The organism is Mycobacterium sp. pR1184 (assembly GCF_041287235.1).
GTDB lineage: Bacteria > Actinomycetota > Actinomycetes > Mycobacteriales > Mycobacteriaceae > Mycobacterium.
On the sequence record NZ_JBGGKR010000003.1, the window covers coordinates 1 to 26,744 of the forward strand.

The following is a 26,744-nucleotide window of genomic DNA, read 5'->3' on the forward strand; positions in this document are numbered from 1 at the left end:
CGCGACAACCGCACCTGGCAACCCGACTCACCCCCGATCACCCAGTCGGCGGCTTGACATCGTCATTGAGAGTCCTTTCTGTTCCCGGCGCGCTGGGGTCAGGGCCAGCTGATCTAGGGTAGTTCCTCAGGTGCACCACGCCGACGAGGACTTGGAGGACAGGACCGTGGCCGACCGGGACCCCGAAGCCATCAAGCAGGAGATCGACCTTGCCCGCGACCAGCTCGCGGCGACCGTCGACTCACTCGCCGAGCGGGCTAACCCTCGCCGCCTTGCCGACGACCTCAAAATCCGGGTGATCGGGTTCGTCACCAAGCCCGCGGTCGCCGCTTCGCTGGCCGGCGTCGGGGCGCTGGTCGTCATCGTGGTGGTACGCCGGGTCAGGAATCGCTGAACCTCCGCTGATGCCGCCGCGGCCATTGGTTGCGATCAGCAGGATCCGATTGGGTGCGCCGGGCGATCCTTATCGTGACGCAACGTCGCGTCCTTCGCCGGAAAACACCTGCGTGACAGTATCTTTCAATGTTCGACCTAGCCGATAGATAACCGCGCGAGCCTCAGGTGCCGTGGTTGAAACCACAACCGGGCGCGTGGACAGCGCGGCCTGTTTATGGCAACGTCGGGCCGGCGAAAGGACGACTTGGTGGCGACTGGCACGGTGCGAATAGTAGACGGCCACAAGCGTTTTGGGTCCAACAGCCATGCACTTGCCAATATCGACCTGACCATCGACGACGGCGACTTCCTCGCGATCCTGGGACGAAGCGGCAGCGGTAAATCCACCTTGCTGCGGGTGATCGCCGGGCTGGAGACGCTCACATCGGGAACCGTCGAATGGTCTTCGGGCAACGGGGTGACGCGCCCGCACACCGGGGTGGTGTTCCAGCAGCCGCTGCTGATGCCGTGGCTGACGGCCGGCGAAAACGTGGTGTTCGCCGGGCGGTTCGCCGCCAACCGCGAGTCGTTTGAGCCGGAGTACGCCCGTGAACTCCTCAGGCGTTTCGATCTGGAGCGGGTGGCGCATCAATACCCTGACCAGCTCTCCGGCGGACAGGCTCAGCGTGTGTCGATCATCCGGGCCGTCGCTACCCGGCCGCGACTGTTGCTGCTGGACGAGCCGTTCAGTGCCCTGGATCCCGCCATCCGCGGCGACCTACAGAGCTGGCTGGCCGACCTCGCTGCCGAACTGGGCATCACCGTCGTCCTGGTCACGCACGACGTCGACGAGGCGCTGCGACTGGCCAGCCGCATCGTGCTGCTCGGCGCGGACGGGCGGATCCGCCGGGAATGGCGACCGGACAGCGGCAACGCGGAACTCAGACAAGAGATCCTGAGCCACTACCGGGTGACCGACTGATGAGCTCTGCGCTGTTCTCCCGGCGCTCGCTGCTGGCCGGCACGGTCGGCCTCGCCGCGGCGGGGGGCGTGGCCGGGCTGGTGGATCTGGCCCGTGCCGCGGCCGTCGACCGGACCAACACCAGCGGTCAGCTGCGGATTGGCTATCTGCCCATCACCGACGCCGCACCGCTGTTGATCGCGCACGCCGCCGGGCTTTATCAGCCGGGTGTGGTGAGTTCGGCCAAGCCGGTGCTGTTCCGCAGCTGGGCGTCGCTGGCCGAGGCGTTCGTCACCCGCCAGGTCGATGCCGTGCACATGCTGATGCCGACGGCGTTGCAGCTGCGGTTCTTGCTGGGCAGCGCGGTGCGCGTGCTGAGCTGGAACCACACCAACGGCTCGGCGTTGACCGTTGCACCGAACATCACCGACCTCGGGCAGCTGGCCGGAACGCAAGTGGCGATCCCGTTTTGGTGGTCGATCCACAACATCATCCTGCAAGAGCTGCTGCGCGCCCACGACCTGGTGCCGGTGGTGCGCCGACGTGCCTCGCGCACTGCCCGGACCGTCGAGCTGATCGTGATGAGTCCGTCAGACATGGTCCCCGCACTGGCCAACCGATCGATCGGGGGATACGTGGTGGCCGACCCGTTCAACGCGATGGCCCAGGTGCGCAAGATCGGGCGAATCCATACGTTCCTCGGCGACGTGTGGCGCGACCACGCCTGCTGTGTGGTGCTGGCCCACCAGGATCTGATCGACAACCGGCCGCAGGCGGCGGCGTCGCTGGTCAACTCGATTGTGCTTGCGCAGCAACATATTAACGCCAACCGGCCCGCTGCGGCGACGACGCTGTCGACCGGGGCCTATCTGCCCCAGCCGGTACCGGCCATCAAGACGGCACTGACGTACCGCGCCCAGGACTACCATTTCGCCCATCCGGACTGGCAGCCGCAGCGGTTGGGGTTCCAGCCGTTCCCGTTTCCGAGTTTCACGCGGCGGCTCGTCGAAGCCATGCACGACACTGTCGTCGACGGCGACCGGCAATTTCTCAACCGGCTGGATCCGGCCACCGCCCATGCTCAGCTTGTCGACGACAGCTTCGTGCGAACCGCGCTGACCGCCCACGGCGGCCCGCAAAGCTTTGGTCTCCCAACTGATCTGACCCGCGTCGAACAGGTGCAGCCGCTATGACCACCGAAGAAATCCGCTCCGTTGACGCATCGGGTGAAGCCGTGCTAGCCGCGCCCGAGACAACGCCAAGGTGGTCGCTGCTGCGGCGTTGGTGGCCGCCGGCGCTGGCGATCGCGGTGGCGGTGGGCATTTGGTGGCTGGGCACTGCCGTGCTGGCCGCCCCGCAGTCGTTGTTGCACCAGACCACGCCGGGCCTGGTGGCCGCGTCGCTGGCCGAGCTCTACGACCGCGGCGTGCTGCTGTCCGACGCCGGGGTCAGCCTGTGGCGCCTGCTGGTCGGATTGCTGGTGGCCGCCGTCATCGGGGTTCCCGCCGGATTGCTGATCGGGCTCAGCGACGTCGCCGACCGCGCTACGCGTCCGGTCGTGCAGTTTCTGCGGATGATCTCGCCACTGTCCTGGGCGCCAATATCGGTGGCAATCTTCGGAATCGGCAACCAGCCGGTCATTTTCCTGATTGCCGCCGCGGCGGTGTGGCCGATCCTGATCAACACCGCGGCCGGCGTGCACGCCGTGGACCCGGGGTATCTGCAGGTGGCCAAATCCTTCGGGGCGACCCGAACCGAGCTGCTGACGGTTGTGGTGTTGCCCGCCATTCGGGGTCATCTGCAAACGGGCTTGCGGGTAGCGCTGGGCATCGCGTGGGTGGTGCTGGTGCCCGCCGAAATGCTGGGTGTGCGTTCGGGTCTGGGCTATCAGATCCTCAACGCGCGGGACCAGCTGGCCTACGGCCAGGTGGTCGCGGTGATCGTGGTCATCGGCTTGATCGGCTACGTGCTGGATCTTGTTGCGCGACGGCTGTTGTCGTCACCACGCTAGGCCGTGTCGGATGCCGCGCTGTGCTGCACGTGCACCGGCAGGTCGTCGGCCCACGGCTGGGTGGTGACCATGTCGACGACGTCGATGTAGCCTCGCTCGAATTCTCCCGTCGCCGCATCCACCAGCCGATATTCCTGCCGCTGTCGCTGGATCGGCTGTGCGTCCAGAATCACCACCCGTACGTCGCCGGGCTCGAAGCCGCAGCGCTGCTGTAGCGCCTCGATCAGGCACTCGTTGTGCATATGGCCGTCGCCGAAGTTCCACCCCAGCACCATCGAGCACAGCACCTCACCTTCGCACAGGTTGTAGTCGTCCTCGTCGTAGCCGGCCAGCGCGCGGTGCACCAGCGTCAGCAGCGCTCGCCCGTGGGTGTTCATGCCGCGGAACGCCAGCGCCAGGTGCAAGGGAATCAGTGTCTGCTCCTTGCTGCCGTACAGCCGCTCGAGTTGCAGGTGCTGCATCGGGCCGAGCGCACGCGAACCGGTGCGGAACTTGTCGTCCACCGCGGGCTTGACGCACCACACGGTGGTGTCCCAGTTGCCGGCGTAGTAGCGCATGCCGGGCAGGAAGGAAACCTTGCGGGGGAACAGGTTTCCCACCACGACGACCGTCGTGATGACCGCGAACAGCACGACGGGCCAGGGGCTGGCCAGGTCCGACAGGCCGATGTGTGCGTGCGCCACGAACAACCACAGCACCCCGAAGATCATGAACACGTTCCACTCCAGCGGGACCCCCATCGGAAACGCCAGCAGGATGTTCAGGTGAAACACGATCATCACGAATGCGGCGATCGCAGTCGGCCAGCCGCCATGGGAGAAGAGCAGCGCCAGAGGCACTAAACCCTCGATCGCCGTGGAGAAGTGCGCGATGAAGCCCGACAACGCGCTGGGCCTCAGGTCGTCCGGATAGTGCTTGAACAGCGAGCGCTTGAGCACGCCCGAGGGCAGGAACGGGTTGTTGGCCAGCATCGTCGAGATCACAAACGGGAAGTGTCTGGTGAGTTTCGAGGTGGCTGCGCCCAACCAGATCACCATGAAGACGAGCTTGGCCCCGATGACTATGTCGCCCCCGACGAACAGAAACGCCAGCGCGAGCGGCCCATACACCTCGGCGCGGGCAGCCAGAAAGATCACCTTGTCACGCAGGCTGATTGCGGCCAACACCGCGAGGATCGCGATGGTGTGCCACCGCGGTAGCACACCAATTGCCGTGCCCAGAGCCGGAATTGGGCCGGAACCGTCGGACACCAGTGCAATCCCCAGCAATACCAGCAGCGCGCCGTAGAGCAACGCGTCGAACGGGGTCCGGTCGATGCCCTTGGTGAGCGGCACTCGCGTTGGCCAGGGGGGCAACCGGATGGTGCCGGGCCGCAGCCAGTACAGGATCGAGCCCATCGGGGGGAAGTAGCGCCCGGCCAGCGGCCCGAAACAACAACCCAGACCGACGACTTCGAACAGCATGGTGAACAGCACGGCCTTCTGGAACACGATCGGCTCGGACCACCACGTACCGACGTCGCCGAAACCGCCGATGCCCGTGGTGCACCATCCGAAGAACCAGCCGCCAAGGATGTAGAGCGCGATCTTCACGCCGTACATCACATGCATGATCAAGGGAGTGCCGAAACCGTTCTCCGCGACGTGGCGCTGCATCGGGATGATCCGCTCGGCGCGGGGCAGCTTGCTCCATTCGGGAACGTCGACGACGGGCAGGTTTGGCTGGATGAACCCCATTGAGGCTCCTTCGACGCAGCTCGTTGACCAAGGGTGCCATTCGTGCGCTAGGCACCGAGAAAAAACTACTCCGAGCAACCACAGGTTGGGGCGGGATTGTTCAGGCGGCCAGTTAACCGCTGACCTGGGATACCGGGCATCGTTGCCCTCGCGCGGCGAGATCAGTTCAAAGGCTCTCGGGTACAGGCGATTATGGCCGTTGGCTCGGCCTCATCATGCCGCCGGGTCCCATCATTGCGCCCTGACCCATCATGCCTTGCATCATTGCCGGCATGCCGTCGCGCACGAAGCCCGTAACCTCACGGGCGTGGGCGCGGATGGTGTCGGTGAGGGCGGGATCGTCGGAGGTTTCCTCAGTGATGACGCCTGTGGGCGTGAGTGTCAGTTGCCGGCGGTAGCCACCGGCGTTACGGAATAGCGTTGGCAGGCTCTGGCTCATACACATGACCTCGGAGCCTTGGTCAAGGTGCGAGTACATGCTGGAGACGTGCGCGTGCAGTTTCGCTACGAGGTCGGGAGCGTTTGACTGGGTGGTGGTCCGCACACCGCCGGGGATCTCCTCGACCGCGCGTGTGATTTCGGTGTGGCGGTTGAACATGTCCAGGTAAAGGCCCATGTCGGCCGGACTAGCACCCATCATGCCGCCGTCGGTCAGGCGGATGCCCGGGACGGGTGAACCAAGGATTCCGCGAAGCGCGTATCCGATACCCAATGCCGCGCTAGCACCGAGCGCAGCGAGTGCTGCCCGTCGGGTGAATCTAGGCAATGCGAGACCTCCCGCGCACCTCGATCAATGGAATGACCTTCGACATCAAGACTTCCTGCGGAGCTACATTAATCGGCGCGAGAATTCGTCAGTGTCCGTTTCGCTGCGCCTAATGCGAGCCGTGACCGCGCCTTCATGCTGGATAGACCCGGTGGCCGTCGGGGTCGGCGGATCGTTTCGCTGCCTGATGGCAAAGGCGACCGCGAGGGTAATGACGCTGAAGACAACGCCCCACACAATCGCCATGAACGGAAGATCAGCGATTATTCCGCACCAGCCCCAGCCATTCCCGCCATACCATCTCGTCATTGCGTCGCCTCCCCAGCCGTCACGTAAGCTTTGTACAGTACCCCGGTAGGGTATTTCGGTCAAGCGTAGCAGCTGGTCCGATCCCGTCCTCTCGGGCCAGTCTGAGCACGCTGACACCACAAGCAATGTGCAGTTCTTAGGGCCAATAGTCCCTACCCCCGTTGGGTATGTGGATGCCATCCTTCGAACCATGACAGAAACACCTGAATCCACGATCGAACCGACTACTGCGACTGGGCAACCCCGCTACGACGGCGGATACGGCGCGCGTACCCGCCTAAGTCAAGTCGCGGCGTGGGTCCTGATCGTCGCCGGTACCGTGTTCGTCGTGGCCGTGATCTTCTTCTCGGGGCTGCTCTTGGGCTGGTCCTCACGTGGCCACCAGCGAGGATATTACGGCGGCCAAAGTGGTGGCTGCCCGATGATGGGGCAGGGCGGAATGATGGGAGCCGGCGGCATGATGGGGCCGGGCGGAATGGGTCCGGGCGGACCGATGCGCCCTCAGCAAACGCCTTCGACGACCGAACCAACGGCGCCGCACCACTGATCAGACGTGGGTAGCGCTCAGGGCGCCAGCCAGCGCTGTCGTCGTCCCAAGCTCGGTTGGAACTGGTCTGCTGCGTACGCGCTCTCCCCGCAGCGTGGCGGCCGATTCCGGATGCCGAGCGGTCATCCAGCAAACGCGATTCGAGCGACAAAATACCGCATGAACTGCGGTAATAGGTGGGTGCGCCGTCAGGGTTTCGAACCCCGGACCCGCTGATTAAGAGTCAGCTGCTCTACCAACTGAGCTAACGGCGCGTCGGTCAGCCAAGACCGGTTTGCAACGATAACAGGCCCGCTGGCGCAGCACGAAATCGTTGGACCTCCCAGTGTAAAGGCTGTGCGTCGCGCGTTTTGCGGGCTTCGGGCTGCTGACTTAGAGTCACGGGGCTCTTGTGCAAGATCGCCGGTCGGGCCAAACCAGCTGAGTTGCCATGAGTACGGGGCGTAACCCATTAGAATATTCGCAAGTATTCTCCGGTCAGCGGTGACCAGAACGTAACCAAAGAATGTGGAAGGTCACTTGATGACGGCTTTGCGCAGACACCGACCATGGCTGGCTATCGCCATGGTTATGTTTGCCGTGATCGGCGTCTCCTGTAGCAGCAATCACGCGGCCGCGCCGCCGAAGATCATCTTCGACAAGGGCACACCGTTTGCCGACCTGCTGGTCCCCAAACTGACCTCCTCGGTGTCGGACGGCGCCGTCGGCGTCACCGTCGACGCGCCGGTCACGGTGAACGTTGCCGACGGTGTGCTGGCGTCGGTCACGATGGTCAACGACAACGGCCGGACGATCAACGGTCAACTCAGCCCGGATGGACTGCGCTGGTCGACCACCGAGCAGCTCGGCTACAACCGGCACTACACGCTCAACGTCAAGGCGACTGGGCTCGGCGGCGCGGCGAGTCGCCAGATGAGCTTTTCGACCAGCTCGCCCGCACATCTGACGATGCCGTACGTCGCGCCGGGCGACGGCGAGGTCGTCGGCATCGGTGAGCCGGTGGCGATTCGGTTCGACGAGAACATCGCCGACCGCGCCGCCGCGCAGAAGGCGATCAAGATCACCACCAACCCGCCCGTCGAGGGCGCGTTCTACTGGCTGAACAATCGCGAAGTGCGTTGGCGCCCAGAGCATTTCTGGAAGTCGGGAACGACGATCGACGTCGCGGTCAACACCTACGGCGTCGATCTGGGCGACGGGATGTTCGGCGAGGACAACGTCAAAACCCACTTCACGATTGGCGACGAGGTCATCTCGACCGCCGACGACACCACCAAGATGGTGACCGTGCGGGTCAACGGCGAGGTCGTCAAAACGATGCCGACGTCGATGGGTAAGGACAGCACCCCGACGGCCAATGGCTTCTACATCATCGGCGGCCGTTACAAGCACATCATCATGGACTCGTCGACCTACGGCGTTCCGGTCAACTCGCCCAACGGATATCGCACCGAAGTCGACTGGGCCACGCAGATGTCCTACAGCGGCGTCTTCGTCCACTCCGCGCCGTGGTCGGTCGGTGCGCAGGGCCACACGAACACCAGCCACGGCTGCCTGAACGTCAGCCCGAGCAACGCCGAGTGGTTCTACGACCACAGCAAGAGCGGGGACATCGTCGAGGTCGTCAACACCGTCGGGCCGACGCTGCCCGGTACCGAGGGTCTGGGCGACTGGAACATCCCGTGGCCGCAGTGGAAAGCCGGCAACGCCAACACCTGACGCGGCTAGTCGGTGGGTTTGAGCCCGAGGTTGCCGGCGTGCTCGAGCCGTTGATCCACGATCGCCTTGATCGCGTCCTGGGTGGTCGAATTTCCGGTGATGGCGCGCAGGAATTCCTCCCGGCGCAGCCGCCACAGCCTGCCCGCCTGCAGGCATCGCACCGTGGCGGTGCGCGGCACGTCGAACAGCAGCGCGATCTCGCCGAAGTGGTCACCATCACGCAGCGTTCGCACCGGCCGACCGTCGACAACGGCTTCGAAGACTCCGGAACCGATCAGGAACATGTCGTCGCCGGAGTCACCTTGCCGGACAACGACATCGCCGTCGGCGGTATGGGAGGCGATCAGCGACGAGGCAAGCTGGTCGGCGGCCGCGACTGACAACGGCCGAAACGCCGCCACGCTCCTGATGGCGTCCAATTCCTCGCGCTGCACCGGTGAGCGCCGTTCCATCCGCAGCACGCGCAGCAGGCCGTAGATCGCACCCAGCAGCGCCAAACCCGCTGCCACGCGCAGCGTTGCGCGCACTCCGATCGCGGCGTTCACCTGGGCCGCGCAGAACCCGGCCACGCCGACCACCGAGACGGCGATCACCGCGTTGATTCCGGCGAGAAGGTCCAGCGACCGTCCGGACGCGCTGCGCTGCAGCAGGGTGCGCCCGCACACGATCTGGTAGGCGATCCCGATGCCGAACGCGCTGAGCAGCGGGATCGCCAGCGTCTCCGCCGAAGTCACCGCGAGGGCCAACAACACCGCGACGCACGCCAGAAACCCGAGGACCATCGGCAGCGACATCGAATGACGGCCGAGCGAGAGACTGGCGATGCCGCCGACCAGTCCGCCGATGCCGACCGCCCCGATCAGCACCGGGGTCCCCGAGGCGCCGATATGCAACTGGTAACTCGCGATGCTGGCGACGATGCTTTGCGCGGTACCGGTCAGCGATGCGGTGACGGCCATGACGGCGACCACGACCCTGGCGTTCGTCGACCTCCGAAGCACGGCGATGCCGCCGGCGAGTTCGTTGACGACTCGGGAACCCTCGTTGCGCACCCGGGTGTCGACTCCGCGAATGGTGAAAAGCGGCCACGCTCCCAGCGCGCAGAAAACCACGATGATCGCCAGCGCGGCGGCGGGCCCGGAGGATCCCAGGGCGACCGCGGCCACACCCGCGCCCACCAGCACCCCGGAGGTCTCGAGCAGCGCGGAAACGGCATTTGCGGCGACCAGCTGGGCCGGTGAGTCGGCCAACCACGGCAGCAGGGCGTCGTACAACGCCTTCGGGGCCGATTGGGTGAACCCTTCCAGCGCGATCACCAGAAACAGCAGTGCGCTCACGGCGTGATGTCCCAACAGCGGAATCACAAGCGCCACTGCGACTCCCCGGGCGACGATGGAGCCGGCCAGGACGCGCTCGCGCCGGAACCGGCCCGCCAGGGCGGCGTACACCGGAGCGCTGATCGCCCCGGTGATCTGGCGAACGATCAGGAACCAGCCGGGCCCGACCGGGCCCAGCAGGTCGAAGGTGACCACCAGCATCGTCGAGACCCAGGCCACATGGGCGACGACGCCTGCGGCGATCGATGATTCCGCTCTGGCGATATTGGCATTGGAAAGGGCATTGCGAAATGCAGCCCACCGACTTGCTCGTGTCGGAGCCTCGGCCATTCGGTCAGCATATAGTTCGGCTGACGGGTCCGGTCAAAAATCGCTTCGGCGTGGGACTTAGTTGCGCCGCAATGGATTACACGAAAATGCTACGCGCAGGTGAAGAGCGGGTCGCACACGACCGTGAACGTGCACCCCGATGCTGCCGGGGCGGTGAGCGCGAGGATCAGGGCGAGGACGACCTTGTACTTCAGACCAGACATGAGCACTCCGAACCTATGCAATGCAGTGATAGTACGCCATGACTGGTGGGGCGCTGGCAAATGCCGACACCGGGCTGATGACGGGATTTGGCGTCGACAGCCAACAAGGCTGGCAGGTGTCGCAAGGCCATTGCGCCACAATGCAATAGGTCGCGAGCGGGCATCGGAATCGGTGCCCGACGAGCGCTGCCCCGGGCCTGCGATCGGCCCGGATAAGCAAAAAGGTCAGAGGGCGGATATGCCCTCTGACCCTGTGGGGTGAGTGACGGGACTCGAACCCGCGACATTCAGGATCACAACCTGACGCTCTACCAGCTGAACTACACCCACCACGACCGCCTGCGAGAAGCGGCGACTGTCGATACTAGCGGTTCGGTGGCTCGACGGCCGAATCAATTGTCTGTTCCGCGCCGTCGGTGCCCTGCAGCTCGGCGGCCACCGCCGCGATTTCGCTGGTAGAAGGCCCGGGGAGGGGCACGAAGGCGGTGCGGCGGTAGAACTGCAGCTCGCGGATCGACTCGCGGATGTCGGCCAGGGCCCGGTGCGACAGCCCCTTGGCCGGCTGGCCGTAGTACACGCGGGGGTACCAGCGGCGGCACAGTTCCTTGATCGAGCTGACGTCGATCATCCGGTAATGCAGAAACGAATCCAGGGCCGGCATATCGCGGGCGATGAAGGAACGATCGGTGGCGATCGAATTGCCCGCCAGCGGCGCCGTCTTAGCCGTCTTGACGTGCTTGCCGACGTATTCGAGCACCATCGCCTCGGCCGTGGCCAGGTCGACGGTCGAGGCCCGCACCTCGTTGATCAGCCCCGAGCGCGTGTGCATTTCGGTGACTACGTCGATCATCGATGACAGGGCGGCGTCATCGGCGTGGATCACCACGTCGATACCGTCACCGAGAATGTTGAGATCGGCGTCGGTGACCAGGGCCGCGATTTCTATCAGCTTGTCCGTGCCCACATCCAGCCCGGTCATCTCGCAGTCGATCCACACCAATTCGTCGCGCACAGCGCTCAGCGTATTCCCACGTGGGCCCTGCCCCCGCTGACCCCTGGCAAGTAGTGTTGGGCGTTGCACTTTTCTCCCGAGAGGGGCGCGGCGCGATGACCACAGAATCGGCGGCCGGCCGGATCGCCGGCGGCTACGCCGTCGAAGGCCAGGCATTGGAGTTGGGCACCGTCGTCATCGACGGCAACGCGGACCCGAGCGCGCAGATTCGCATCCCGTTGGCCACTGTCAACCGGCATGGTCTGGTGGCCGGCGCCACCGGTACCGGTAAGACCAAGACGCTGCAGCTGATCGCCGAGCAGCTCAGCGCTGCTGGGGTTCCGGTCTTGATGGCCGATGTGAAGGGCGACCTGTCGGGACTGTCGCGGCCGGGGGAGGCCAACGACAAAACCGCGGCGCGCGCCAAAGACACCGGCGACAATTGGGTGGCGACCGGCTTCCCGGTCGAGTTCTTGTCGTTGGGCACCGAGGGGCTCGGCGTACCCATCCGCGCGACCGTCGCCAGTTTCGGCCCGGTTTTATTGTCAAAAGTGTTGGGGCTCAACGCTACTCAGGAGTCGACCCTCGGCCTGATTTTCCACTGGGCAAAGGAGAACAACCGTCCGCTGATCACCCTGGATCAACTTCGCAATGTCATCAGCCACCTGACCAGCGACGAGGGCAAGGCCGACCTGAAATCCCTGGGTGGGGTGTCGTCCACGACGGCCGGCGTCATTTTGCGCTCCCTGGTCAACCTCGAAGGCGAGGGCGGCGACACCTTCTTCGGCGAGCCGAAGCTCGATCCGCACGATCTGCTGCGCGTCAACAACCAGAATCACGGCACCATCTCGCTGCTCGAATTCAGCGGTCAGTCATTGCGTCCGGTGATCTTCTCCACCTTCCTGATGTGGTTACTCGCCGACCTGTTCAAGGAATTGCCCGAGGTCGGCGACATCGACAAGCCCAAGCTGGTGTTCTTTTTCGACGAGGCGCATCTGTTGTTCACCGACGCGTCCAAAGCGTTCCTCGACCAGGTCGAGCAGACGGTCAAGCTGATCCGCTCCAAGGGCGTCGGGGTCTTCTTCTGCACCCAGTTGCCGACCGATCTACCCAACGACGTGCTGTCTCAGCTGGGCGCGCGGATTCAGCACGCCCTGCGCGCGTTCACCCCCGATGACCAGAAGGCACTGTCCAAGACAGTCCGCACCTATCCCAAAACCGATGTCTACGACCTGGAGTCGGCGTTGACGTCGCTGGGCATCGGTGAAGCCGTCGTCACAGTGCTGTCCGAGAAGGGGGCGCCGACGCCGGTTGCCTGGACGCGCATGCGGGTTCCCCGGTCGCTGATGGGCGCAATCGACACCGATGAAATCGCCAAGGCCGCGAAAGACAGCCCGCTGCAAGCAAAATACGGCCAGACGGTTCAGCAGCCGTCGGAACCCGAAGTGCGCCAACCTGCTCCGCCGTCACCGGAAGCTCCGGCGCCGCCAACCGGTCACGAGATCCCCCCGATGCCGGAGCCCTTCGAGCCCAAGGGCCCCGCGATGTGGGAGGAAGTGCTGCAGAACCCCACCGTGAAAAGCGGTATCAACACCGCGATTCGCGAAGTGGTGAAGAACCTCTTCGGCACCGGTCGCCGCCGCAAGTAGGGCGGGGCCGTCGCGAGCGTAAGCAGGCTGCGAACTAACGCCCGAATTTTCGCAGTGTGCGTACGCTCGCGGCCGAAGGCCTAGCCGCCGCAAGTAGGGCGGCCGAAGGCCTAGCCGCCGCGGCCGAAAGCTCGCCCCGCCGGTCTAGCCGCGAGCCTAACGTCACTGCGAAATAGCCAGCGGATTTTCGCAGCCAGGTTAGGCTCGCGAACGGTAAGGCTCAGCCGCCGCCGAGCTTCTTGTAGAACGCGCCGGCAATCGGCGCGACGATCGCGCGGGGGGCATATCCGCTCCCGACCGACATCGCCTTGGAGGTCAGGCCCGGGACGACGCGCATCTTGTTGCGCTCCAACGCATCCAGCGAGAGCCGGGCGGTGTGCTCGGTCGAGATCCACAGGAAGTCGGGCACCAGCCGTTCGACCAGTGACCGCTCGGCGTCCTCGGGCAGATCGGTGCGCACCGGGCCCGGCGCCAACAGCGTGACGTGCACACCCGAACGGCGCAGTTCGCCGCGCAACGACTCGCTGAAGGTGTTGACGAAGGCCTTCGAGGCGGCATAGGTCGCGTTGTAAGGAATCGGCGAATTGCCGGCCGCTGAACCGGAAATCAAGATGCCGCCCGCCCCGCGCGCGACCATCCCGGGCAGTACCGCCAACGTAAGGTCGTGCACCGCTACGGCATTCAGTTGCACCTGGGCCTTCTCGCCCGCCGGGTCGAGGCCGCAGAGCGGACCGAACGTTCCGGTGCCCGCGTTGGCGCACAGGATGGAGATGTTGCGGGTCGTCAACTCGTCGCACAGTTTGGCCCGTTCCACCGGGTCGGCGAGGTCGGCGGGCCGCACTTCCACGGTGACGCCGTACTTCTCGGCTAGCCGAGCGGCAAGGTCGTTGAGTTTGTCCTCGCGTCGCGCGGTGACGATCAGGTGGTGCCCGCGCGCGGCCAATTCCGTGGCCAGTGCTTCGCCGATGTTTTGCGAAGCTCCGGTGACAACGGCGCGCGCATCGGGGCTGGGAGCGGGTACTGGCATGGGCCAATCGTAGACAGCGGCCACGTCCGTGCGGCAACGGCCGCAACCGCGCGCGGCGGCTTCTCGGCGTAACAAATAGAGTGCCGGGCATGGGGCAGCCGGAACCGGGGGTGGGCGAGGTCGCGCGATCTCGGGTGGTGGCATGGGCGCTGTGGGACTGCGGGTCAACGGGTCTGAACGCGATCGTGGCGACATTCGTCTTCTCCGTCTACCTGACCAGCAGCGTGGGAGCGGGGCTGCCCGGCAGGACCACACCGGAGAGTTGGCTGGGCCGCGCGGGCGCACTCGCCGGGTTGACGGTCGCACTGCTGGCGCCGCTGGTCGGGGTGTGGGTGGAGTCGCCGCATCGGCGGCGGGTGGCTCTGAGCGTATTGACCGGCCTGGCGGTGACGCTGACCTGTTCGATGTTCCTGATCCACGACCGGCCCGCCTACCTGTGGGCCGGGCTGGTGCTGCTGGGCGCGACGGCGGCCTGCGGTGACCTGGCCAGCGTCCCGTACAACGCGATGCTGCGTCAGCTCTCGACCCCGCGGACCGCGGGCCGGATCTCCGGTCTGGGCTGGGCGTCGGGCTACCTCGGCAGCGTGCTGCTGTTGTTGCTGATCTACACCGGCTTCATCGCCGGCTCCGGCTCCGGACCCGATGCGGTGCGGGGGCTGCTGCGGGTGCCCGTGGCCGACGGGCTCTACGTCCGGGAGGCCATGCTGGCCGCCGCGGCCTGGCTGGCGGTGCTGGGGCTGCCGTTGCTGCTGGTCGCGCACCGGCTGCCCGACAGCGGGGAGGTGTATCAGCCGACGACCATGCTGGGCGGTTACCGCAAGCTGTGGACCGAGATCTCCGCGGAATGGCGCCGGGACCGCAACCTGGTCTACTTTCTGGGCGCCAGCGCGCTCTTCCGCGACGGGCTGGCGGCGATTTTCGCCTTCGGCGCCGTGCTGGGCGTCAACGTGTACGGCATCTCGCAGGCCAACGTGCTGATCTTCGGGGTGGCGGCCAGCGTTGTCGCCGCCGTCGGCGCCGTCGCGGGGGGTTTCGTCGATCACAGGATCGGGTCCAAGCCGGTCATCGTCGGGTCGCTGGTGGCGATCGTCGCCTCGGCGCTGACCATGATGGTGCTCTCCGGTCCGGTGGCCTTCTGGGTGTGCGGGCTGACGCTGTGCCTGTTCATCGGGCCGTCGCAGTCCTCGGCGCGTGCCCTGTTGCTGCAGATGGCCCACAACGGCAGGGAAGGCGTCGCGTTCGGCCTGTACACGATGACGGGCCGGGCAGTCGCGTTCGTGGCGCCCTGGCTGTTCTCGGTGTTCGTCGACGTCTTCGGCGCGGTGCGCGCCGGGCTGGGCGGCATATCGCTGGTGCTGATCGCCGGGCTGGTGGCGATGATCGCGGTCCGGGTCCCGCCACGCCACACCGCGGTGGCCGAACCGGTCGAACAGACCTAACGTCCGGCGGCGTCGCAGACGGTGATGCCGGCACCGAGACGCTGGCGCACCTGGACGCCGTCCACGGTCACCGAGCAGGTGACGTTATGGCCGATGTTGATGATCGTGACGCTGGCCGGATGCGCCGCCGACTGCGACAAACTGACCTGCTTGGTCCAGGGCAGCGAGACGTTGAACTCGGTCTGGATGACGTCGCCGGTGTCCCAGTAGGTGATGCTGATGGCCCGGCCCTCGCCGCTGACGGTGTAGACCACGTTTTGCATCGCGCCTGGAGTGGGCGCGGGTCCGGCCGAGCCGCTGGGCGGCGGCACCGGCAGCAGCGTCTGCAGCGGCGGCGATGTCCGGGTCGACGTGTGAGGCGTCGGGCTTTGCGCACTCGAGGTGGGCATGGCGGGCAACGGCGGCACGGCGGTCTGGTTCTTTAGCGCGCCATTGGTGAGGACCAGCGCGATCAACAGCGCGACCACCAACAACACCGCCGCGCCGGCGCCGATCAACAACCAGCGCGGCGATTTCGGGCCATCCGGCGACGGGGGAGGCATGCCCCCGGGAGGCACCCCGCCGCCCGGCGGCTGGTCCTGGTCTTGCTGCCAGTACGCCGGCAGGCGTCGGGTCGTGTTGGTCTCGTTCACACTCGGCGTCCACTGCGGCGCGTACCCGCCGTAGGCAGGCGCGTACGGCGCTTGGTCGGCGTAGGCCGGATCAGCGAGCGGCGCGTTCCGCGGGCCAATCGGCCCGGTCGGTTCCGATCCCGCTTGAGGGGGACCAAACCGGTCGGGTCGACGTGGATCGTTCATGTCCACCTCACAGATTGCAGGGTACCTAAGCCGAGCGGTTGGGCGTGGAATCTCTCGATGACGCCCATTCAGCCGACTTGACCCCCGGCCGCCAGTGCGGCGATCGTCATGGCGCGCATGACCGCACGCGACCGCGTCCCGCGGGCCGGCTTTTCCGCCGCCTTCACGCTGTGCGGCGTCGAGTTGAGCAAGCCGAACACCGCGTGCGCCGCCAGCCGCGCGTCGGCTTCGGCCAGTGCGGGGTCCAGCTCGCGCAGCACGCCGACCCATACCTCTACATACTGGCGTTGCGCCTTGCGTACCTGGCGTTGCGCGGCCGCGGGCAGATGTGCCAGGTCGCGGTCCTGGATGCGGATCAGATCGGGCTCGCCGAATGCGAAGTCGAGGTGAAAATCGATCAGGCCTTCCAGCGCGTCGGCCGCATCGGTGCTGCGGGCGGTCACCTCGCGGGCCCCGGCGAGCAGTCGGGCGCTGATGCCGACCAGCAACTCGACCAGCATCGACTCCTTATTGGGGAAGTGGCGATAAATCGCCGGGCCGCTGACCCCGGTGGCGGCGCCGATGTCTTCGAGACGCACGGCAAGAAATCCGCGCTCGGCAAAGAGTCGCTCGGCGGCGGCCAGGAGTTGCAGCCGCCGGTCGGATTTCAACTGGCTGCGGCGATTTGGCGTGTCGGACCGGCCCGTCGGGGTGTCCGGACTGGACGCTGTCATGACGGTCCTCCGCGCACTTACGGATCCTTCGGTTAATCGTCACTAACGTAGCACGAGTTATCGGCGATTAACTCAGCTTTCGTGGCTACCGGCCCGGCGTCGGCGCCCGGTCGCTCAGGACGGGGCGGGGACTCGTCCCTGGACGTGGCAACGCCGCCGATGGTATTCTCTGCGTCAGTTAATGAGCATTAACTGAAGTGCCTGGATTCCCCGACGACGAGGAGGCTGCTGCGGCGATGGACGAGTTGCTGGAGCGGCCATGAGTGCGTCGGTGAAGGCCGCACCGTCATTCGCCGACGAGCACCGTCGGCTGGTCCATGAGTTGAACACCAAACTGGCGGCCGCCGCGTTGGGCGGCAATGAGCGCGCGCGGGAACGTCACGTCAGTCGTGGCAAATTATTGCCGCGCGAACGAGTGGACCGGCTGCTTGATCCCGGTAGCCCCTTTTTGGAGCTGACCCCGTTGGCCGCCAACGGGATGTACGACGACGAATCCCCCGGGGCCGGGATCATCACCGGCATCGGGCGGGTGTCGGAGCGCGAGTGTGTCATCGTCGCGAACGATGCGACGGTCAAGGGCGGCACCTACTACCCGATCACCGTCAAGAAGCACCTGCGCGCTCAGGAAGTCGCGTTGCAGAATCGGCTGCCGTGCATCTACCTGGTCGACTCCGGCGGCGCCTTTTTGCCCCGCCAAGACGAGGTGTTCCCCGACCGCGAGCATTTCGGGCGCATCTTCTACAACCAGGCGACGATGAGCGCCAAGGAAATTCCTCAGGTCGCCGCGGTGCTCGGTTCGTGCACGGCGGGCGGCGCGTATGTGCCGGCGATGAGCGACGAGGCGGTCATCGTCCGTGAGCAGGGCACGATCTTCCTCGGCGGCCCACCATTGGTGAAAGCCGCTACCGGCGAGATCGTTTCGGCCGAAGACCTTGGCGGCGGGGACCTGCACTCGCGGGTCTCCGGGGTCACCGACCATCTTGCCGACGACGATGAGCATGCGCTGCGCATCGTGCGCGCCATCGCGGCCACGTTCGGCCCGCGCCAGCCCAGCCCGTGGGAGGTGGTGCCCACGGTCGAGTCCAAACACGCGCAGACCGAGCTCTACGACGTCGTCCCGCCGGATCCGCGGGTGCCCTACGACGTGCACGAGGTCATCCTGCGGCTGGTCGACGGCAGCGAATTCAGCGAATTCAAGGCGAAATACGGCAAGACGCTGGTGACCGGATTCGCGCGCATCCATGGCCACCCGGTCGGCATCATCGCCAACAACGGCGTGTTGTTCAGCGAATCCGCGCTCAAGGGAGCACATTTCATCGAGCTGTGCGACAAGCGCAAGATTCCGCTGCTCTTCTTGCAGAACATCGCGGGCTTCATGGTGGGCCGCGACTACGAGGCCGGCGGCATCGCCAAGCACGGCGCCAAGATGGTCACCGCGGTGGCGTGCGCCCGGGTGCCCAAACTGACCGTAGTGATCGGCGGATCCTATGGCGCGGGCAACTATTCGATGTGCGGGCGGGCGTATTCGCCCCGTTTTCTGTGGATGTGGCCCAACGCCCGGATCTCGGTGATGGGGGGTGAGCAGGCGGCCTCCGTGCTGGCCACGGTGCGCGGCGAGCAGCTCAGCGCGTCGGGCAAACCGTGGTCACCCGAGGAAGAAGAGACGTTCAAGGCGCCGATCCGCGTCCAATACGAGGACCAGGGCAACCCGTACTACTCGACGGCCCGGCTCTGGGACGATGGCATCATTGACCCTGCCGATACCAGAATGTTTGTCGGGCTTGCCCTTTCGGTGTGCGCGCAGGCGCCACTGGAACCGGTCTCCTACGGCGTCTTCCGGATGTGAGTGCAATGTTCGACACCGTCTTAGTGGCCAACCGCGGCGAGATCGCCGTGCGGGTGATGCGGACCTTGCGTCGGCTCGGTATCCGGTCGGTGGCCGTCTACAGCGATCCCGACGCCGACGCGCGGCACGTGCGAGAAGCCGACACGGCGGTGCGGCTGGGGCCGGCGCCCGCCCGTGAGAGCTATCTCGACATCGACAAGGTGCTCGAGGCCGCGGCGCGCACCGGCGCCCAGGCGATCCACCCGGGTTACGGATTCCTTTCCGAGAACGCCCATTTCGCTGCCTCGTGCGAGCGCGCCGGGGTGGTGTTCCTGGGCCCGCCGACCCGCGCGATCGAGGTGATGGGCGACAAGATCACCGCCAAGAACGCGGTCGCCGCTTTCGACGTTCCGGTGGTGCCCGGGGTGGCGAAATCGGGACTGACCGACGACGAGCTCGTCACCGCCGCCGCAGAGGTCGGTTATCCGGTGTTGATCAAACCGTCGGCCGGCGGCGGAGGTAAGGGCATGCGGCTGGTGCAAGACCCGGCCCGGCTACCCGAGGCGCTGGTCGGCGCGCGCCGGGAGGCCGCGTCGTCGTTCGGTGACGACACGCTCTTCCTGGAGCGATTCGTATTGCGGCCCAGGCATATCGAGGTGCAGGTTCTTGCCGACGGCCATGGCAACGTGGTGCATCTGGGCGAGCGGGAATGCAGCCTGCAGCGGCGCCACCAGAAGGTGATCGAAGAGGCGCCCTCGCCATTGCTGGATCCGCAGACCCGCGCTCGGATCGGAACCGCGGCCTGCAACACCGCCCGCAGCGTGGACTACGTCGGAGCCGGCACGGTGGAGTTCATCGTCTCGGCCGAACAACCCGACGAGTTCTTCTTCATGGAGATGAACACCCGCCTGCAGGTTGAACACCCGGTCACCGAGGCGATCACCGGGCTCGACCTGGTCGAGTGGCAGCTGCGGGTGGGCGCGGGCGAAAAGCTCACCTTCGCCCAGGACGACATCGAGCTGAACGGACACGCGATCGAGGCGCGGGTGTACGCCGAAGATCCCGGCCGCGGCTTCCTGCCCACCGGCGGGCGGGTGCTCGACGTCTTTGAGCCTTCGGGACCCGGTGTGCGAGTGGACTCTTCGCTGCTGGCGGGCACGGTGGTGGGCAGCGACTACGACCCGATGCTGAGCAAGGTGATCGCCCACGGCGCCGATCGCGCCGAGGCGCTGGCCGAACTCGACCGGGCGCTGGCGCAGACGACGATTCTGGGTGTGCAGACCAATATCGAATTCCTGCGCTTCCTGCTCGCCGACGAACGGGTGCAAGCCGGCGACCTGGACACCGCACTGCTCGAGGAGCGGCTGCCGAACTTCGCGTCGCTGCCGGCGCCCGACGACGTGCTCGCGGCCGGCGGTCTTTACCGCCAGTGGGTACTGGCCCACCGCGCGCAGGGCAACGTGTGGGCACAGCCCTCGGGCTGGCGCGTCGGAGCCTGTCCTGCTCCGGTGCGCACCGCTATGCGCACAGCGCTGCGCACCGAGACGGTCTCGGTTTCCGGTCTGCCCGGCGCCGCCACGGTACAGGTCGGCGACGGCGAAACCCGTTCGGCGAGTGTGGAAGTCGAGCGGCGCAGCTTGAGCGCGACGCTGGACGGGCTGCGCCGGGAGTACCGGTGGGCCGAGGCCGACCGCCACCTGTGGATCGCCGACGAGCGCGGCACCTGGCACCTGCGCGAGGCCGAGGAAACCAAAATTCACCGCGCGTCCGACACCCGGCAGGCGGAGGTTCTCAGTCCCATGCCCGGCAGTGTGATCGCCGTGCAGGTCGACTCCGGCGCCGCGGTTTCTGAGGGCGACGTGGTGGTGGTCGTCGAGGCGATGAAAATGGAACACTCTTTGGCCGCACCGGTTTCGGGACGCGTCGAGCTGCTCGTGTCGGTCGGCGATCAGGTGACGGTTGACCAGGTGCTGGCCCGCTTGGTCCCAGACTCCGAAGAGAAAAAGGATTAAACGATCATGACGACAACGATCACCGCGGGGACGTTACCCAAGGAATACGAAGACCTTCGCGCCACCGTCGCCGATTTCGCGCGGACCGTGGTTGCTCCCGTGTCGGCCAAACACGATGAGGAGCACAGCTTTCCGTACGAGGTCGTCGCCAAGATGGGGGAGATGGGCCTGTTCGGGCTGCCGTTTCCCGAAGAGTACGGCGGGATGGGCGGCGACTACTTCGCGCTCTCGCTGGCGCTCGAGGAACTCGGCAAGGTCGACCAATCGGTGGCGATCACGCTGGAGGCCGGGGTCGGGCTCGGGGCCATGCCGATCTTCCGTTTCGGCACCGACGAACAGAAGCAGAAGTGGCTACCCGACCTGGTGGCCGGCCGCGCGCTGGCCGGTTTCGGCCTGACCGAACCCGGCGCGGGTTCGGACGCCGGGGGTACCCGCACCACAGCCAAACTCGACGACGGCGAGTGGGTGATCAACGGCTCCAAGCAGTTCATCACGAATTCGGGTACCGACATCACCTCGCTGGTCACCGTCACCGCGGTCACCGGCACGCTCGCCGACGACAAGAAGGAGATCTCGACCATCATCGTGCCCAACGGCACACCGGGATTCACCGTCGAACCGTTCTACAGCAAGGTCGGCTGGAACGCCTCGGACACCCATCCCTTGACTTTCCAGGATGCCCGCGTTCCGGAAGAGAATCTGCTGGGCGCCCGTGGCCGGGGATACGCCGGCTTCCTGTCGATCCTCGACGAAGGCAGAATCGCGATCGCCGCCTTGGCAACCGGTGCGGCGCAGGGCTGCGTCGACGAAAGCGTTAAGTACTCCAAGGAGCGACAGTCGTTCGGCCAGCCCATCGGCTCCTATCAGGCGATCAGCTTCAAAATCGCCCGGATGGAGGCGCGTGCCCACGTCGCACGCACGGCCTACTACGATGCCGCTGCAAAGATGTTGTCGGGCAAGCCATTCAAAAAGGAGGCGGCGATCGCCAAGATGATCGCGTCGGAGGCTGCAATGGACAACGCGCGCGACGCTACCCAGATTCACGGCGGATACGGCTTCATGAACGAATATCCCGTGGCGCGCCACTACCGCGACAGCAAGATCCTCGAGATCGGTGAAGGCACCACCGAGGTGCAACTCATGCTCATCGCGCGATCGCTGGGGCTGTCGTGAGCTTGCCGGACCACGTGGGCAAGTCGGTCGTGCAGCGCGGCTTGTGGTTTGAGGAATTCGAGATCGGCACCACCTATTTGCACCGCCCCGGTCGCACCGTCACCGAGGCGGACAATGTGCTGTTCACCACGCTCACCATGAACACCCAGCCGTTGCACCTCGACGCGGCATGGGCCGCCGAACAACCGGGCTTTCGCGGTGAGCGGCTGGTGAACTCGATGTTCACCCTGTCGACACTGGTCGGCCTGTCGGTCACCCAACTGACACTGGGCACCATCGTGGCCAACCTCGGCTTCTCGGAGGTGTCGTTCCCCAAGCCACTGTTCCACGGCGACACCCTGTACGCCGAGACCGTGTGCACCGACAAGCGCGAATCGAAGAGCCGCCCGGGAGAGGGAATCGTGAGCCTCGAACACACCGGGCGCAATCAGGACGGCGACGTGGTCGCGCGCGCTGTCCGCAAGACTCTGGTGCAAAAGCGACCAGCCGACGAGGAGCCTCGATGAATTTAGCCGCAGCCGGCCCCGGGTGGCTGTTCTGCCCGGCCGACCGCCCGGAGCGCTTCGCCAAGGCCGCCGCGGCGGCCGACGTGGTGATCCTCGACCTCGAGGACGGTGTGGCGCAAGCCGACAAGCCGGCCGCCCGCAAGGCGTTGCAGGACACCCCGCTGGACCCGCAGCGCACCGTGGTGCGGATCAACGCCGCCGATACCGACGAATACTCCCCCGATCTCGAGGCCCTGAAGTCGACGCCGTATACGACGGTGATGCTGTCCAAGACCGAATCGGCCGAACAGGTGACCGCGCTGGCCCCACTCGAGGTGATCGCGCTGCTGGAGACCCCGCGCGGTGCGGTGTTCGCCAGGGAGATCGCCGCGGCGCCGGGCACGGTGGCGCTGATGTGGGGCGCCGAGGATCTGGTCGCTGCGCTGGGCGGCAGCTCCAGCCGCACGGCCGACGGCACCTATCGCGATGTCGCCCGTCACGTGCGATCGACGGCGTTGCTGACGGCGTCGGCGTTCGGTCTTGCCGTGCTCGACGCGGTGCACCTGGACATCGGCGACCTCGACGGCTTACGCGCCGAGGCGCAAGACGCCGTGGCGCTGGGCTTCGCCGGGACCGTGTGCATTCACCCGACCCAGATTCCGGTGGTGCGCAAGGCCTTTCGGCCCACCGAGGAGAAGCTTGACTGGGCGCGCCGGGTCTTGGCGGCGGCGCGCAGCGAGCGCGGGGTGTTCGCTTTCGAAGGGCAGATGGTCGATTCGCCGGTGCTCAAGCACGCGGCGGCCCTGGTGCGGCGAGCTGGAGATTCCGCCTAGCCGGCACTCACGGGTGCGGCGGTACCGGGCACCAGAACAGGCCGCAGTTGAAATTCGGCTGCCGGGACGGCGGTGGCGGCGGGTACGTCGGCGGATGTTCGGTGTCCCAGCACTGGTTCCAGTACTTGTTCTCGCCCCACGCCGGGTTCCACGGCTGGTTGGGGCACCAATACACCTGCGGCGCGGGACTCGGCTGTGCCCGGGCGGTTCCCGCGGCCAAGCCGAATCCCGCCGTCGCGAAGCCGCTGGACAGCAATGCCGCCGCGATGATCCGGTTCCGAGTGGCGATCATGGGGATAGTTCACAACACGCGGTCCGCTACCGATCCCAAACTCAGCGAATTGGCCGTGGCGTGAAACGTCAACGCCGTGCATCCCTGCGGGGTGGCAACGCCGATGCTTCTCAACGAGCCGGTGGCGCAATTGGTTGCCGAAAAACCCGAGGCCAGCGTCGCATTCGAAAACCTGTTGCCGGTCGAGATGATTGAAGCCGCCGACGTCACCGAGGCAATGGTTTATCTGTGCGGGCAGTCCGGCCGCTACATCACCGGCATCTCACTTCCCGTCGACGCGGGCTACACCGTCAAATAGGGCGCAAACGGAATGCGGGGCCTCAACATGTGTCGCCCGTGTTACGGCGTTGTTTCGGCTGCTGTCAAGATCTTTGGCCGTAAGGAACTCGCTAATGCGGCACTTTCGGTGTCTTAACGAGATTGCAAAAGAGCAGAAACATTCGCGAACGCCGAGCCCGCAAATCTGTCGTAATCTTTGATCCAGCACATGACAGTTGCTTGCTGCATTGAGTTTAGGTCCACGGAAGGAACGAATGATGACCATCGCGCGGGGCTTCGCCGCAATCGCTATTTGCGCCGGTTTCGCTGTCGGTTCAGCCGGCACAGCGTGGGCTGACACGCCGACGATGAGTGGCAGCTACACCGAGACCGTGACGACGCCAGGCGGCCACAGTGTAGACAACAGCTGGACGGTCAACTCTTGCGGGAATGGATGCCTCTGGATCAAGGCCGGGCTTGGGGCGAGCCAGGCAACGTTGGTCGACGGTCAATGGGTCATGGACACGATGAGCAACGTCAACTGCGTGGGCGGTGGTTACACCCTCTACGGCACGACCACTCACACGGTGTGGGATCCCAACACGCTGACCGGCACGGCCGCACACACCTACATCACGGGAGCCTGCGGCAACCCGCCGGGGTACACGCAGGTCGACCAGATCGCGATCAAGTCGGCTTCCTGACACTTCGACGCTCAGATCCCCTGAAACCCTTGGGATTCAGGGGATCTGAGCTATCACGGGACGACGCACCTGGGGGACTGCCCGCGACGAGGGGTTGCCTGCCGCGCGGATAGCTGCTGGATAAGGCAAGCTAACTAATTGCGCCGTTCAAATCGACGGCCCTCGCGCAACGACACCGTGGAGCGTTATGGGCAACCAGTACTTTCCGTTGGTCATCGCGGTGGTCATGCTCGCCCTCGGGCTGACCCTCACCGTGGATGACTTCAAGCGGGCCGCCACGATGCGGCGACCGTTGGCGGTGGCGCTGATCTGTCAGTCCCTGCTGCTGCCGAGTCTGTGCCTGCTGATCGCCGAAGCCTTCCATCTGGAGCCGCATCTGGCGGTCGGCCTGATGCTGATGGCCGCCACGCCCGGCGGCACGATGGCGAACATCGTCAGTCACCTCTTCAACGGGGACCTGGCGCTCAACCTGACCCTGGCCGCGATCAACGCCGCGCTGTCGATCGTGGCCCTTCCGGCCATTCTGGCCGCGTCGATGACCTGGTTCCTCGGCGAGGGACGCTTCATCCCGCTGCAGCTGGACAAGTTCGTCACGGTGTTCGCACTGGTGCTCATCCCGACCGCGATCGGTATTGCGATACGCCACCGCTTCCCTGAACTGGCGCGTCGATTGAAGACGCCGGTCAAGGTCGTCGCGGTACTGCTGCTGATCGTCGCGATCGGCGGGGCGATCGCCCAAGGTGAGACGACGCTGTTGCACAACTTCGGTGTGGTGAGCGGGGCGGTCGTGTCCTTTTGCGCGGTCAGCCTCACCGTCGGCTATCTGGTACCGCGGTTAATGCGCCTGGGTCCACCGCAGGCCATTGCGATCAGCCTCGAGATCGGTCTGCACAACACGGTGGTGGCCCTCGGCGTGGCGCTGAGCCCGCAACTGCTCAACAGCGTCGAAATGGCAACGCCGGTGGCGATTTACGGCGCTCTCTCGCCGCTGATGGCCCTGACGTTCATCGGGGCGGTACGCCTGCTGGACCCGGCGTTTCGCGTGAAGGTGCAGCCCGAGACGGTCGCGAGCGAACCCGCGGCGTAAGACTTACTTGCGCTGCGCCGCGGCCAGCCGGTCGGCGAACTCCGGCGACTGGATCGACGACACCTGCGGCCCGAGTTCGGTGCGCATCGCGAATTCGTGGTCGTCGTTGTCCAGCGATCCCGGACGAGCGGTGGCACGCATGCTGGCCTTGGTCGCCAGCACCACCTGGCGCGGAGCGGATGCGGGCCCGGCGGCAAGCTTCAAGGCCGCGGCGACGGGATCGTCGGCGACGCTGAGCGCCAACCCGTGCCGCACGGCGGATTCGGCGTCGAAGCGCATGCCGAACAGCAGGGCGGCGCGGGCGACTTGCGGGCCCACCGCCCGCTGCAGCATCCAGGTCGCACCGCCGCCGGGATGCAACCCCAGCTTCTGGAATCGGGGATCGAAGAGTGCGTCGGGCCCGGCGATGCGCACGTCGGCGGCCAGGGCCAGGTTCAGGCCCGCACCGACCGCGGGGCCGTTCACCGCGGCGATGGTCGGCAGCGTGCAACCGCTCAGGGCCATGAAGCCGTCATACAGCTGGTGCAGTCCCGATTCCGCGGCTCCGGCGCCCGCGGCGCCCAGGGCGCTCAGGTCTGCGCCGGCGCAAAACGCCTTGCCCGCCCCGGTGACCACGACCGCGTGCACCTCCGGGTCGGCTTCGGCCCGCTCGACGGCGGCGCGCAGCTGGGCTGAGCTCTCGCCGGTCAGCGCGTTGCGCCGGTCGGGGTCGTTGACGGTGATCAGTGCGACGCGATTGTCCACGCTGAGCAGGACGGAATCGGTCTGGGCCATCGGGGCACCTCCGGTCGGCGACGTCATTGGCGAGCTAAAGGGTACTTGCGGCCGCAGCTTCAAGAATTCGTAGAGGATCTCGCAAGCCTGGCCGCCGATCCTGAAAACACCAGTGAGCGGCACCACGACGAGGGGGTATCCATGAACACCACGACGATGATCAGCACCAAATCGGAGGCGATCCGCTGGACGATCTTCTCGGCGATAGTGCTGGGTTTGCTCATGCTCGGTCTGGGTGTCGCACAGGCCAACCCGCCGCTGCATGGCCAGCCGTGTTCCCTGCGGTACGCGACGATGCGCGACGCCGACGGACACCTGATGCAGTGCGACCGGCTGATGAACGGAGTTCGCGGACTGGTGTGGCAGTACACCCCGGGGTCGTGATCGTGGC

26 protein-coding genes and 2 tRNA genes are annotated in these 26,744 nt (G+C 66.0%); 17 read left to right on the forward strand and 11 right to left on the reverse strand.

Annotated features, from left to right (window positions below; all coding sequences use genetic code 11):
* Positions 1–166: 166 nt before the first annotated feature.
* From ACAG21_RS05925 to ACAG21_RS05940, 4 genes are all read left to right on the forward strand, one after another.
* Positions 167–394 carry a DUF3618 domain-containing protein gene (locus ACAG21_RS05925; protein WP_096291277.1) on the forward strand — a complete coding sequence of 76 codons (228 nt, stop codon included), beginning with the start codon at positions 167–169 and terminating at the stop codon, positions 392–394.
* Between the two features lie 249 nt (positions 395–643).
* A complete protein-coding gene (locus ACAG21_RS05930) occupies positions 644–1,357 on the forward strand; it encodes an ABC transporter ATP-binding protein (protein WP_370495052.1) in 714 nt (237 codons plus the stop codon).
* Positions 1,357–2,529, forward strand: a complete 1,173-nt coding sequence (locus ACAG21_RS05935) for an ABC transporter substrate-binding protein (protein ID WP_370495053.1) — start codon at positions 1,357–1,359, stop codon at positions 2,527–2,529. The genes ACAG21_RS05930 and ACAG21_RS05935 overlap by 1 nt, the downstream gene beginning before the upstream one ends.
* Positions 2,526–3,347 carry an ABC transporter permease gene (locus ACAG21_RS05940; protein WP_370495054.1) on the forward strand — a complete coding sequence of 274 codons (822 nt, stop codon included), beginning with the start codon at positions 2,526–2,528 and terminating at the stop codon, positions 3,345–3,347. Before ACAG21_RS05935 ends, ACAG21_RS05940 begins: the two co-directional genes overlap by 4 nt.
* Here the strand turns inward: ACAG21_RS05940 and ACAG21_RS05945 are convergent.
* Both ACAG21_RS05945 and ACAG21_RS05950 read right to left on the reverse strand, forming a co-directional pair.
* On the reverse strand, positions 3,344–5,083 hold the full coding sequence (locus tag ACAG21_RS05945) for a DUF3556 domain-containing protein (protein WP_370495055.1): 1,740 nt from the start codon (positions 5,081–5,083) through the stop codon (positions 3,344–3,346). The genes ACAG21_RS05940 and ACAG21_RS05945 overlap by 4 nt on opposite strands.
* A gap of 190 nt (positions 5,084–5,273) precedes the next feature.
* On the reverse strand, positions 5,274–5,849 hold the full coding sequence (locus ACAG21_RS05950; protein ID WP_370495056.1) for a hypothetical protein: 576 nt from the start codon (positions 5,847–5,849) through the stop codon (positions 5,274–5,276).
* A gap of 499 nt (positions 5,850–6,348) precedes the next feature.
* Here ACAG21_RS05950 and ACAG21_RS05955 point away from each other — a divergent pair, with 499 nt between their 5' ends.
* Positions 6,349–6,705: a hypothetical protein gene (locus ACAG21_RS05955; RefSeq protein WP_370495057.1), complete on the forward strand. Its 357-nt coding sequence runs from the start codon at positions 6,349–6,351 to the stop codon at positions 6,703–6,705.
* Positions 6,706–6,886: 181 nt separating this feature from the next.
* Here ACAG21_RS05955 and ACAG21_RS05960 read toward each other — a convergent pair.
* A tRNA-Lys gene (locus ACAG21_RS05960) sits at positions 6,887–6,959 on the reverse strand.
* Between the two features lie 268 nt (positions 6,960–7,227).
* Here ACAG21_RS05960 and ACAG21_RS05965 point away from each other — a divergent pair.
* The gene (locus ACAG21_RS05965) at positions 7,228–8,424 is read left to right on the forward strand and encodes an Ig-like domain-containing protein (RefSeq protein ID WP_370495058.1); all 1,197 of its coding nucleotides are present in this window, start codon (positions 7,228–7,230) and stop codon (positions 8,422–8,424) included.
* A 5-nt stretch (positions 8,425–8,429) separates the two neighbouring features.
* Here ACAG21_RS05965 and ACAG21_RS05970 read toward each other — a convergent pair whose 3' ends face one another.
* From ACAG21_RS05970 to orn, 3 genes are all read right to left on the reverse strand, one after another.
* The gene (locus ACAG21_RS05970) at positions 8,430–10,091 is read right to left on the reverse strand and encodes a cyclic nucleotide-binding domain-containing protein (protein WP_370495059.1); all 1,662 of its coding nucleotides are present in this window, start codon (positions 10,089–10,091) and stop codon (positions 8,430–8,432) included.
* A 457-nt stretch (positions 10,092–10,548) separates the two neighbouring features.
* Positions 10,549–10,624 (reverse strand) — tRNA-His (locus ACAG21_RS05975).
* 34 nt (positions 10,625–10,658) lie between these two features.
* Positions 10,659–11,306 carry an oligoribonuclease gene (gene orn / locus ACAG21_RS05980; RefSeq protein WP_370495060.1) on the reverse strand — a complete coding sequence of 216 codons (648 nt, stop codon included), beginning with the start codon at positions 11,304–11,306 and terminating at the stop codon, positions 10,659–10,661.
* A 95-nt stretch (positions 11,307–11,401) separates the two neighbouring features.
* Between orn and ACAG21_RS05985 the strand changes: the two genes are divergently transcribed.
* Positions 11,402–12,934 carry a helicase HerA-like domain-containing protein gene (locus tag ACAG21_RS05985; RefSeq protein ID WP_370495061.1) on the forward strand — a complete coding sequence of 511 codons (1,533 nt, stop codon included), beginning with the start codon at positions 11,402–11,404 and terminating at the stop codon, positions 12,932–12,934.
* Positions 12,935–13,154: 220 nt separating this feature from the next.
* On the opposite strand, the gene cmrA is transcribed toward ACAG21_RS05985, so the two are convergent.
* On the reverse strand, positions 13,155–13,961 hold the full coding sequence (gene cmrA, locus ACAG21_RS05990; RefSeq protein ID WP_370495062.1) for a mycolate reductase CmrA: 807 nt from the start codon (positions 13,959–13,961) through the stop codon (positions 13,155–13,157).
* 89 nt (positions 13,962–14,050) lie between these two features.
* Here cmrA and ACAG21_RS05995 point away from each other — a divergent pair, with 89 nt between their 5' ends.
* Positions 14,051–15,400 carry an MFS transporter gene (locus ACAG21_RS05995; protein WP_370495063.1) on the forward strand — a complete coding sequence of 450 codons (1,350 nt, stop codon included), beginning with the start codon at positions 14,051–14,053 and terminating at the stop codon, positions 15,398–15,400.
* Here ACAG21_RS05995 and ACAG21_RS06000 read toward each other — a convergent pair.
* Together ACAG21_RS06000 and ACAG21_RS06005 are read right to left on the reverse strand one after the other, a co-directional pair.
* Positions 15,397–16,197, reverse strand: coding sequence for an MmpS family transport accessory protein (locus ACAG21_RS06000; RefSeq protein ID WP_370495064.1), 801 nt, complete (start codon positions 16,195–16,197; stop codon positions 15,397–15,399). The genes ACAG21_RS05995 and ACAG21_RS06000 overlap by 4 nt on opposite strands.
* Positions 16,198–16,265: 68 nt before the next feature.
* Positions 16,266–16,910, reverse strand: coding sequence for a TetR/AcrR family transcriptional regulator (locus tag ACAG21_RS06005; RefSeq protein WP_370495065.1), 645 nt, complete (start codon positions 16,908–16,910; stop codon positions 16,266–16,268).
* Between the two features lie 259 nt (positions 16,911–17,169).
* Here ACAG21_RS06005 and ACAG21_RS06010 point away from each other — a divergent pair, with 259 nt between their 5' ends.
* Genes ACAG21_RS06010 through ACAG21_RS06030 form a run of 5 tightly spaced genes read left to right on the forward strand, consistent with a single transcriptional unit; the run spans position 17,170 to position 23,238 of the window.
* The gene (locus tag ACAG21_RS06010) at positions 17,170–18,756 is read left to right on the forward strand and encodes a carboxyl transferase domain-containing protein (RefSeq protein WP_370495066.1); all 1,587 of its coding nucleotides are present in this window, start codon (positions 17,170–17,172) and stop codon (positions 18,754–18,756) included.
* A gap of 5 nt (positions 18,757–18,761) precedes the next feature.
* Positions 18,762–20,747, forward strand: coding sequence for an acetyl-CoA carboxylase biotin carboxylase subunit (locus ACAG21_RS06015; RefSeq protein ID WP_370495067.1), 1,986 nt, complete (start codon positions 18,762–18,764; stop codon positions 20,745–20,747).
* 6 nt (positions 20,748–20,753) lie between these two features.
* Entirely contained in the window at positions 20,754–21,920 is a 1,167-nt protein-coding gene (locus ACAG21_RS06020; protein ID WP_370495068.1) for an acyl-CoA dehydrogenase family protein, read from the forward strand.
* On the forward strand, positions 21,917–22,426 hold the full coding sequence (locus ACAG21_RS06025; protein ID WP_370495069.1) for a MaoC family dehydratase: 510 nt from the start codon (positions 21,917–21,919) through the stop codon (positions 22,424–22,426). Before ACAG21_RS06020 ends, ACAG21_RS06025 begins: the two co-directional genes overlap by 4 nt.
* Positions 22,423–23,238 (forward strand): CoA ester lyase, encoded by an 816-nt coding sequence (locus ACAG21_RS06030; protein ID WP_370495070.1) that lies wholly within the window; start codon positions 22,423–22,425, stop codon positions 23,236–23,238. Before ACAG21_RS06025 ends, ACAG21_RS06030 begins: the two co-directional genes overlap by 4 nt.
* Positions 23,239–23,245: 7 nt before the next feature.
* Here the strand turns inward: ACAG21_RS06030 and ACAG21_RS06035 are convergent, their stop codons facing one another.
* Positions 23,246–23,530 carry a hypothetical protein gene (locus tag ACAG21_RS06035; protein ID WP_370495071.1) on the reverse strand — a complete coding sequence of 95 codons (285 nt, stop codon included), beginning with the start codon at positions 23,528–23,530 and terminating at the stop codon, positions 23,246–23,248.
* A 76-nt stretch (positions 23,531–23,606) separates the two neighbouring features.
* Between ACAG21_RS06035 and ACAG21_RS06040 the strand changes: the two genes are divergently transcribed.
* The 3 genes from ACAG21_RS06040 (at position 23,607) to ACAG21_RS06050 (ending at position 25,579) form a co-directional block, all read left to right on the forward strand.
* On the forward strand, positions 23,607–23,828 hold the full coding sequence (locus ACAG21_RS06040; RefSeq protein WP_370495072.1) for a hypothetical protein: 222 nt from the start codon (positions 23,607–23,609) through the stop codon (positions 23,826–23,828).
* 238 nt (positions 23,829–24,066) lie between these two features.
* On the forward strand, positions 24,067–24,492 hold the full coding sequence (locus ACAG21_RS06045; protein ID WP_370495073.1) for a hypothetical protein: 426 nt from the start codon (positions 24,067–24,069) through the stop codon (positions 24,490–24,492).
* Between the two features lie 187 nt (positions 24,493–24,679).
* Positions 24,680–25,579 (forward strand): bile acid:sodium symporter family protein, encoded by a 900-nt coding sequence (locus ACAG21_RS06050; RefSeq protein WP_370495074.1) that lies wholly within the window; start codon positions 24,680–24,682, stop codon positions 25,577–25,579.
* A 3-nt stretch (positions 25,580–25,582) separates the two neighbouring features.
* Here the strand turns inward: ACAG21_RS06050 and ACAG21_RS06055 are convergent, their stop codons facing one another.
* Positions 25,583–26,353 (reverse strand): enoyl-CoA hydratase, encoded by a 771-nt coding sequence (locus tag ACAG21_RS06055; RefSeq protein ID WP_370495075.1) that lies wholly within the window; start codon positions 26,351–26,353, stop codon positions 25,583–25,585.
* Between the two features lie 141 nt (positions 26,354–26,494).
* On the opposite strand from ACAG21_RS06055, the gene ACAG21_RS06060 reads away from it, so the two are divergent.
* A complete protein-coding gene (locus tag ACAG21_RS06060) occupies positions 26,495–26,737 on the forward strand; it encodes a hypothetical protein (protein WP_370495076.1) in 243 nt (80 codons plus the stop codon).
* The last annotated feature ends 7 nt before the right edge of the window (positions 26,738–26,744 follow it).

Coding starts and splice junctions, on each gene's coding strand:
- ACAG21_RS05945 (WP_370495055.1), bottom strand. CDS start 5,083: ATGGGGTTCATCCAGCCAAACCTGCCCGTCGTCGACGTTCCCGAATGG.
- ACAG21_RS05965 (WP_370495058.1), top strand. CDS start 7,228: ATGACGGCTTTGCGCAGACACCGACCATGGCTGGCTATCGCCATGGTT.
- ACAG21_RS06030 (WP_370495070.1), top strand. CDS start 22,423: ATGAATTTAGCCGCAGCCGGCCCCGGGTGGCTGTTCTGCCCGGCCGAC.
- ACAG21_RS05970 (WP_370495059.1), bottom strand. CDS start 10,091: ATGGCCGAGGCTCCGACACGAGCAAGTCGGTGGGCTGCATTTCGCAAT.
- ACAG21_RS05985 (WP_370495061.1), top strand. CDS start 11,402: ATGACCACAGAATCGGCGGCCGGCCGGATCGCCGGCGGCTACGCCGTC.
- ACAG21_RS05935 (WP_370495053.1), top strand. CDS start 1,357: ATGAGCTCTGCGCTGTTCTCCCGGCGCTCGCTGCTGGCCGGCACGGTC.
- ACAG21_RS06005 (WP_370495065.1), bottom strand. CDS start 16,910: ATGACAGCGTCCAGTCCGGACACCCCGACGGGCCGGTCCGACACGCCA.
- ACAG21_RS06015 (WP_370495067.1), top strand. CDS start 18,762: ATGTTCGACACCGTCTTAGTGGCCAACCGCGGCGAGATCGCCGTGCGG.
- cmrA (WP_370495062.1), bottom strand. CDS start 13,961: ATGCCAGTACCCGCTCCCAGCCCCGATGCGCGCGCCGTTGTCACCGGA.
- ACAG21_RS06055 (WP_370495075.1), bottom strand. CDS start 26,353: ATGGCCCAGACCGATTCCGTCCTGCTCAGCGTGGACAATCGCGTCGCA.
- ACAG21_RS05940 (WP_370495054.1), top strand. CDS start 2,526: ATGACCACCGAAGAAATCCGCTCCGTTGACGCATCGGGTGAAGCCGTG.
- ACAG21_RS05955 (WP_370495057.1), top strand. CDS start 6,349: ATGACAGAAACACCTGAATCCACGATCGAACCGACTACTGCGACTGGG.
- ACAG21_RS06020 (WP_370495068.1), top strand. CDS start 20,754: ATGACGACAACGATCACCGCGGGGACGTTACCCAAGGAATACGAAGAC.
- ACAG21_RS06050 (WP_370495074.1), top strand. CDS start 24,680: ATGGGCAACCAGTACTTTCCGTTGGTCATCGCGGTGGTCATGCTCGCC.
- ACAG21_RS06000 (WP_370495064.1), bottom strand. CDS start 16,197: ATGAACGATCCACGTCGACCCGACCGGTTTGGTCCCCCTCAAGCGGGA.
- ACAG21_RS06045 (WP_370495073.1), top strand. CDS start 24,067: ATGACCATCGCGCGGGGCTTCGCCGCAATCGCTATTTGCGCCGGTTTC.
- ACAG21_RS06035 (WP_370495071.1), bottom strand. CDS start 23,530: ATGATCGCCACTCGGAACCGGATCATCGCGGCGGCATTGCTGTCCAGC.
- ACAG21_RS05995 (WP_370495063.1), top strand. CDS start 14,051: ATGGGGCAGCCGGAACCGGGGGTGGGCGAGGTCGCGCGATCTCGGGTG.
- ACAG21_RS06060 (WP_370495076.1), top strand. CDS start 26,495: ATGAACACCACGACGATGATCAGCACCAAATCGGAGGCGATCCGCTGG.
- ACAG21_RS06010 (WP_370495066.1), top strand. CDS start 17,170: ATGAGTGCGTCGGTGAAGGCCGCACCGTCATTCGCCGACGAGCACCGT.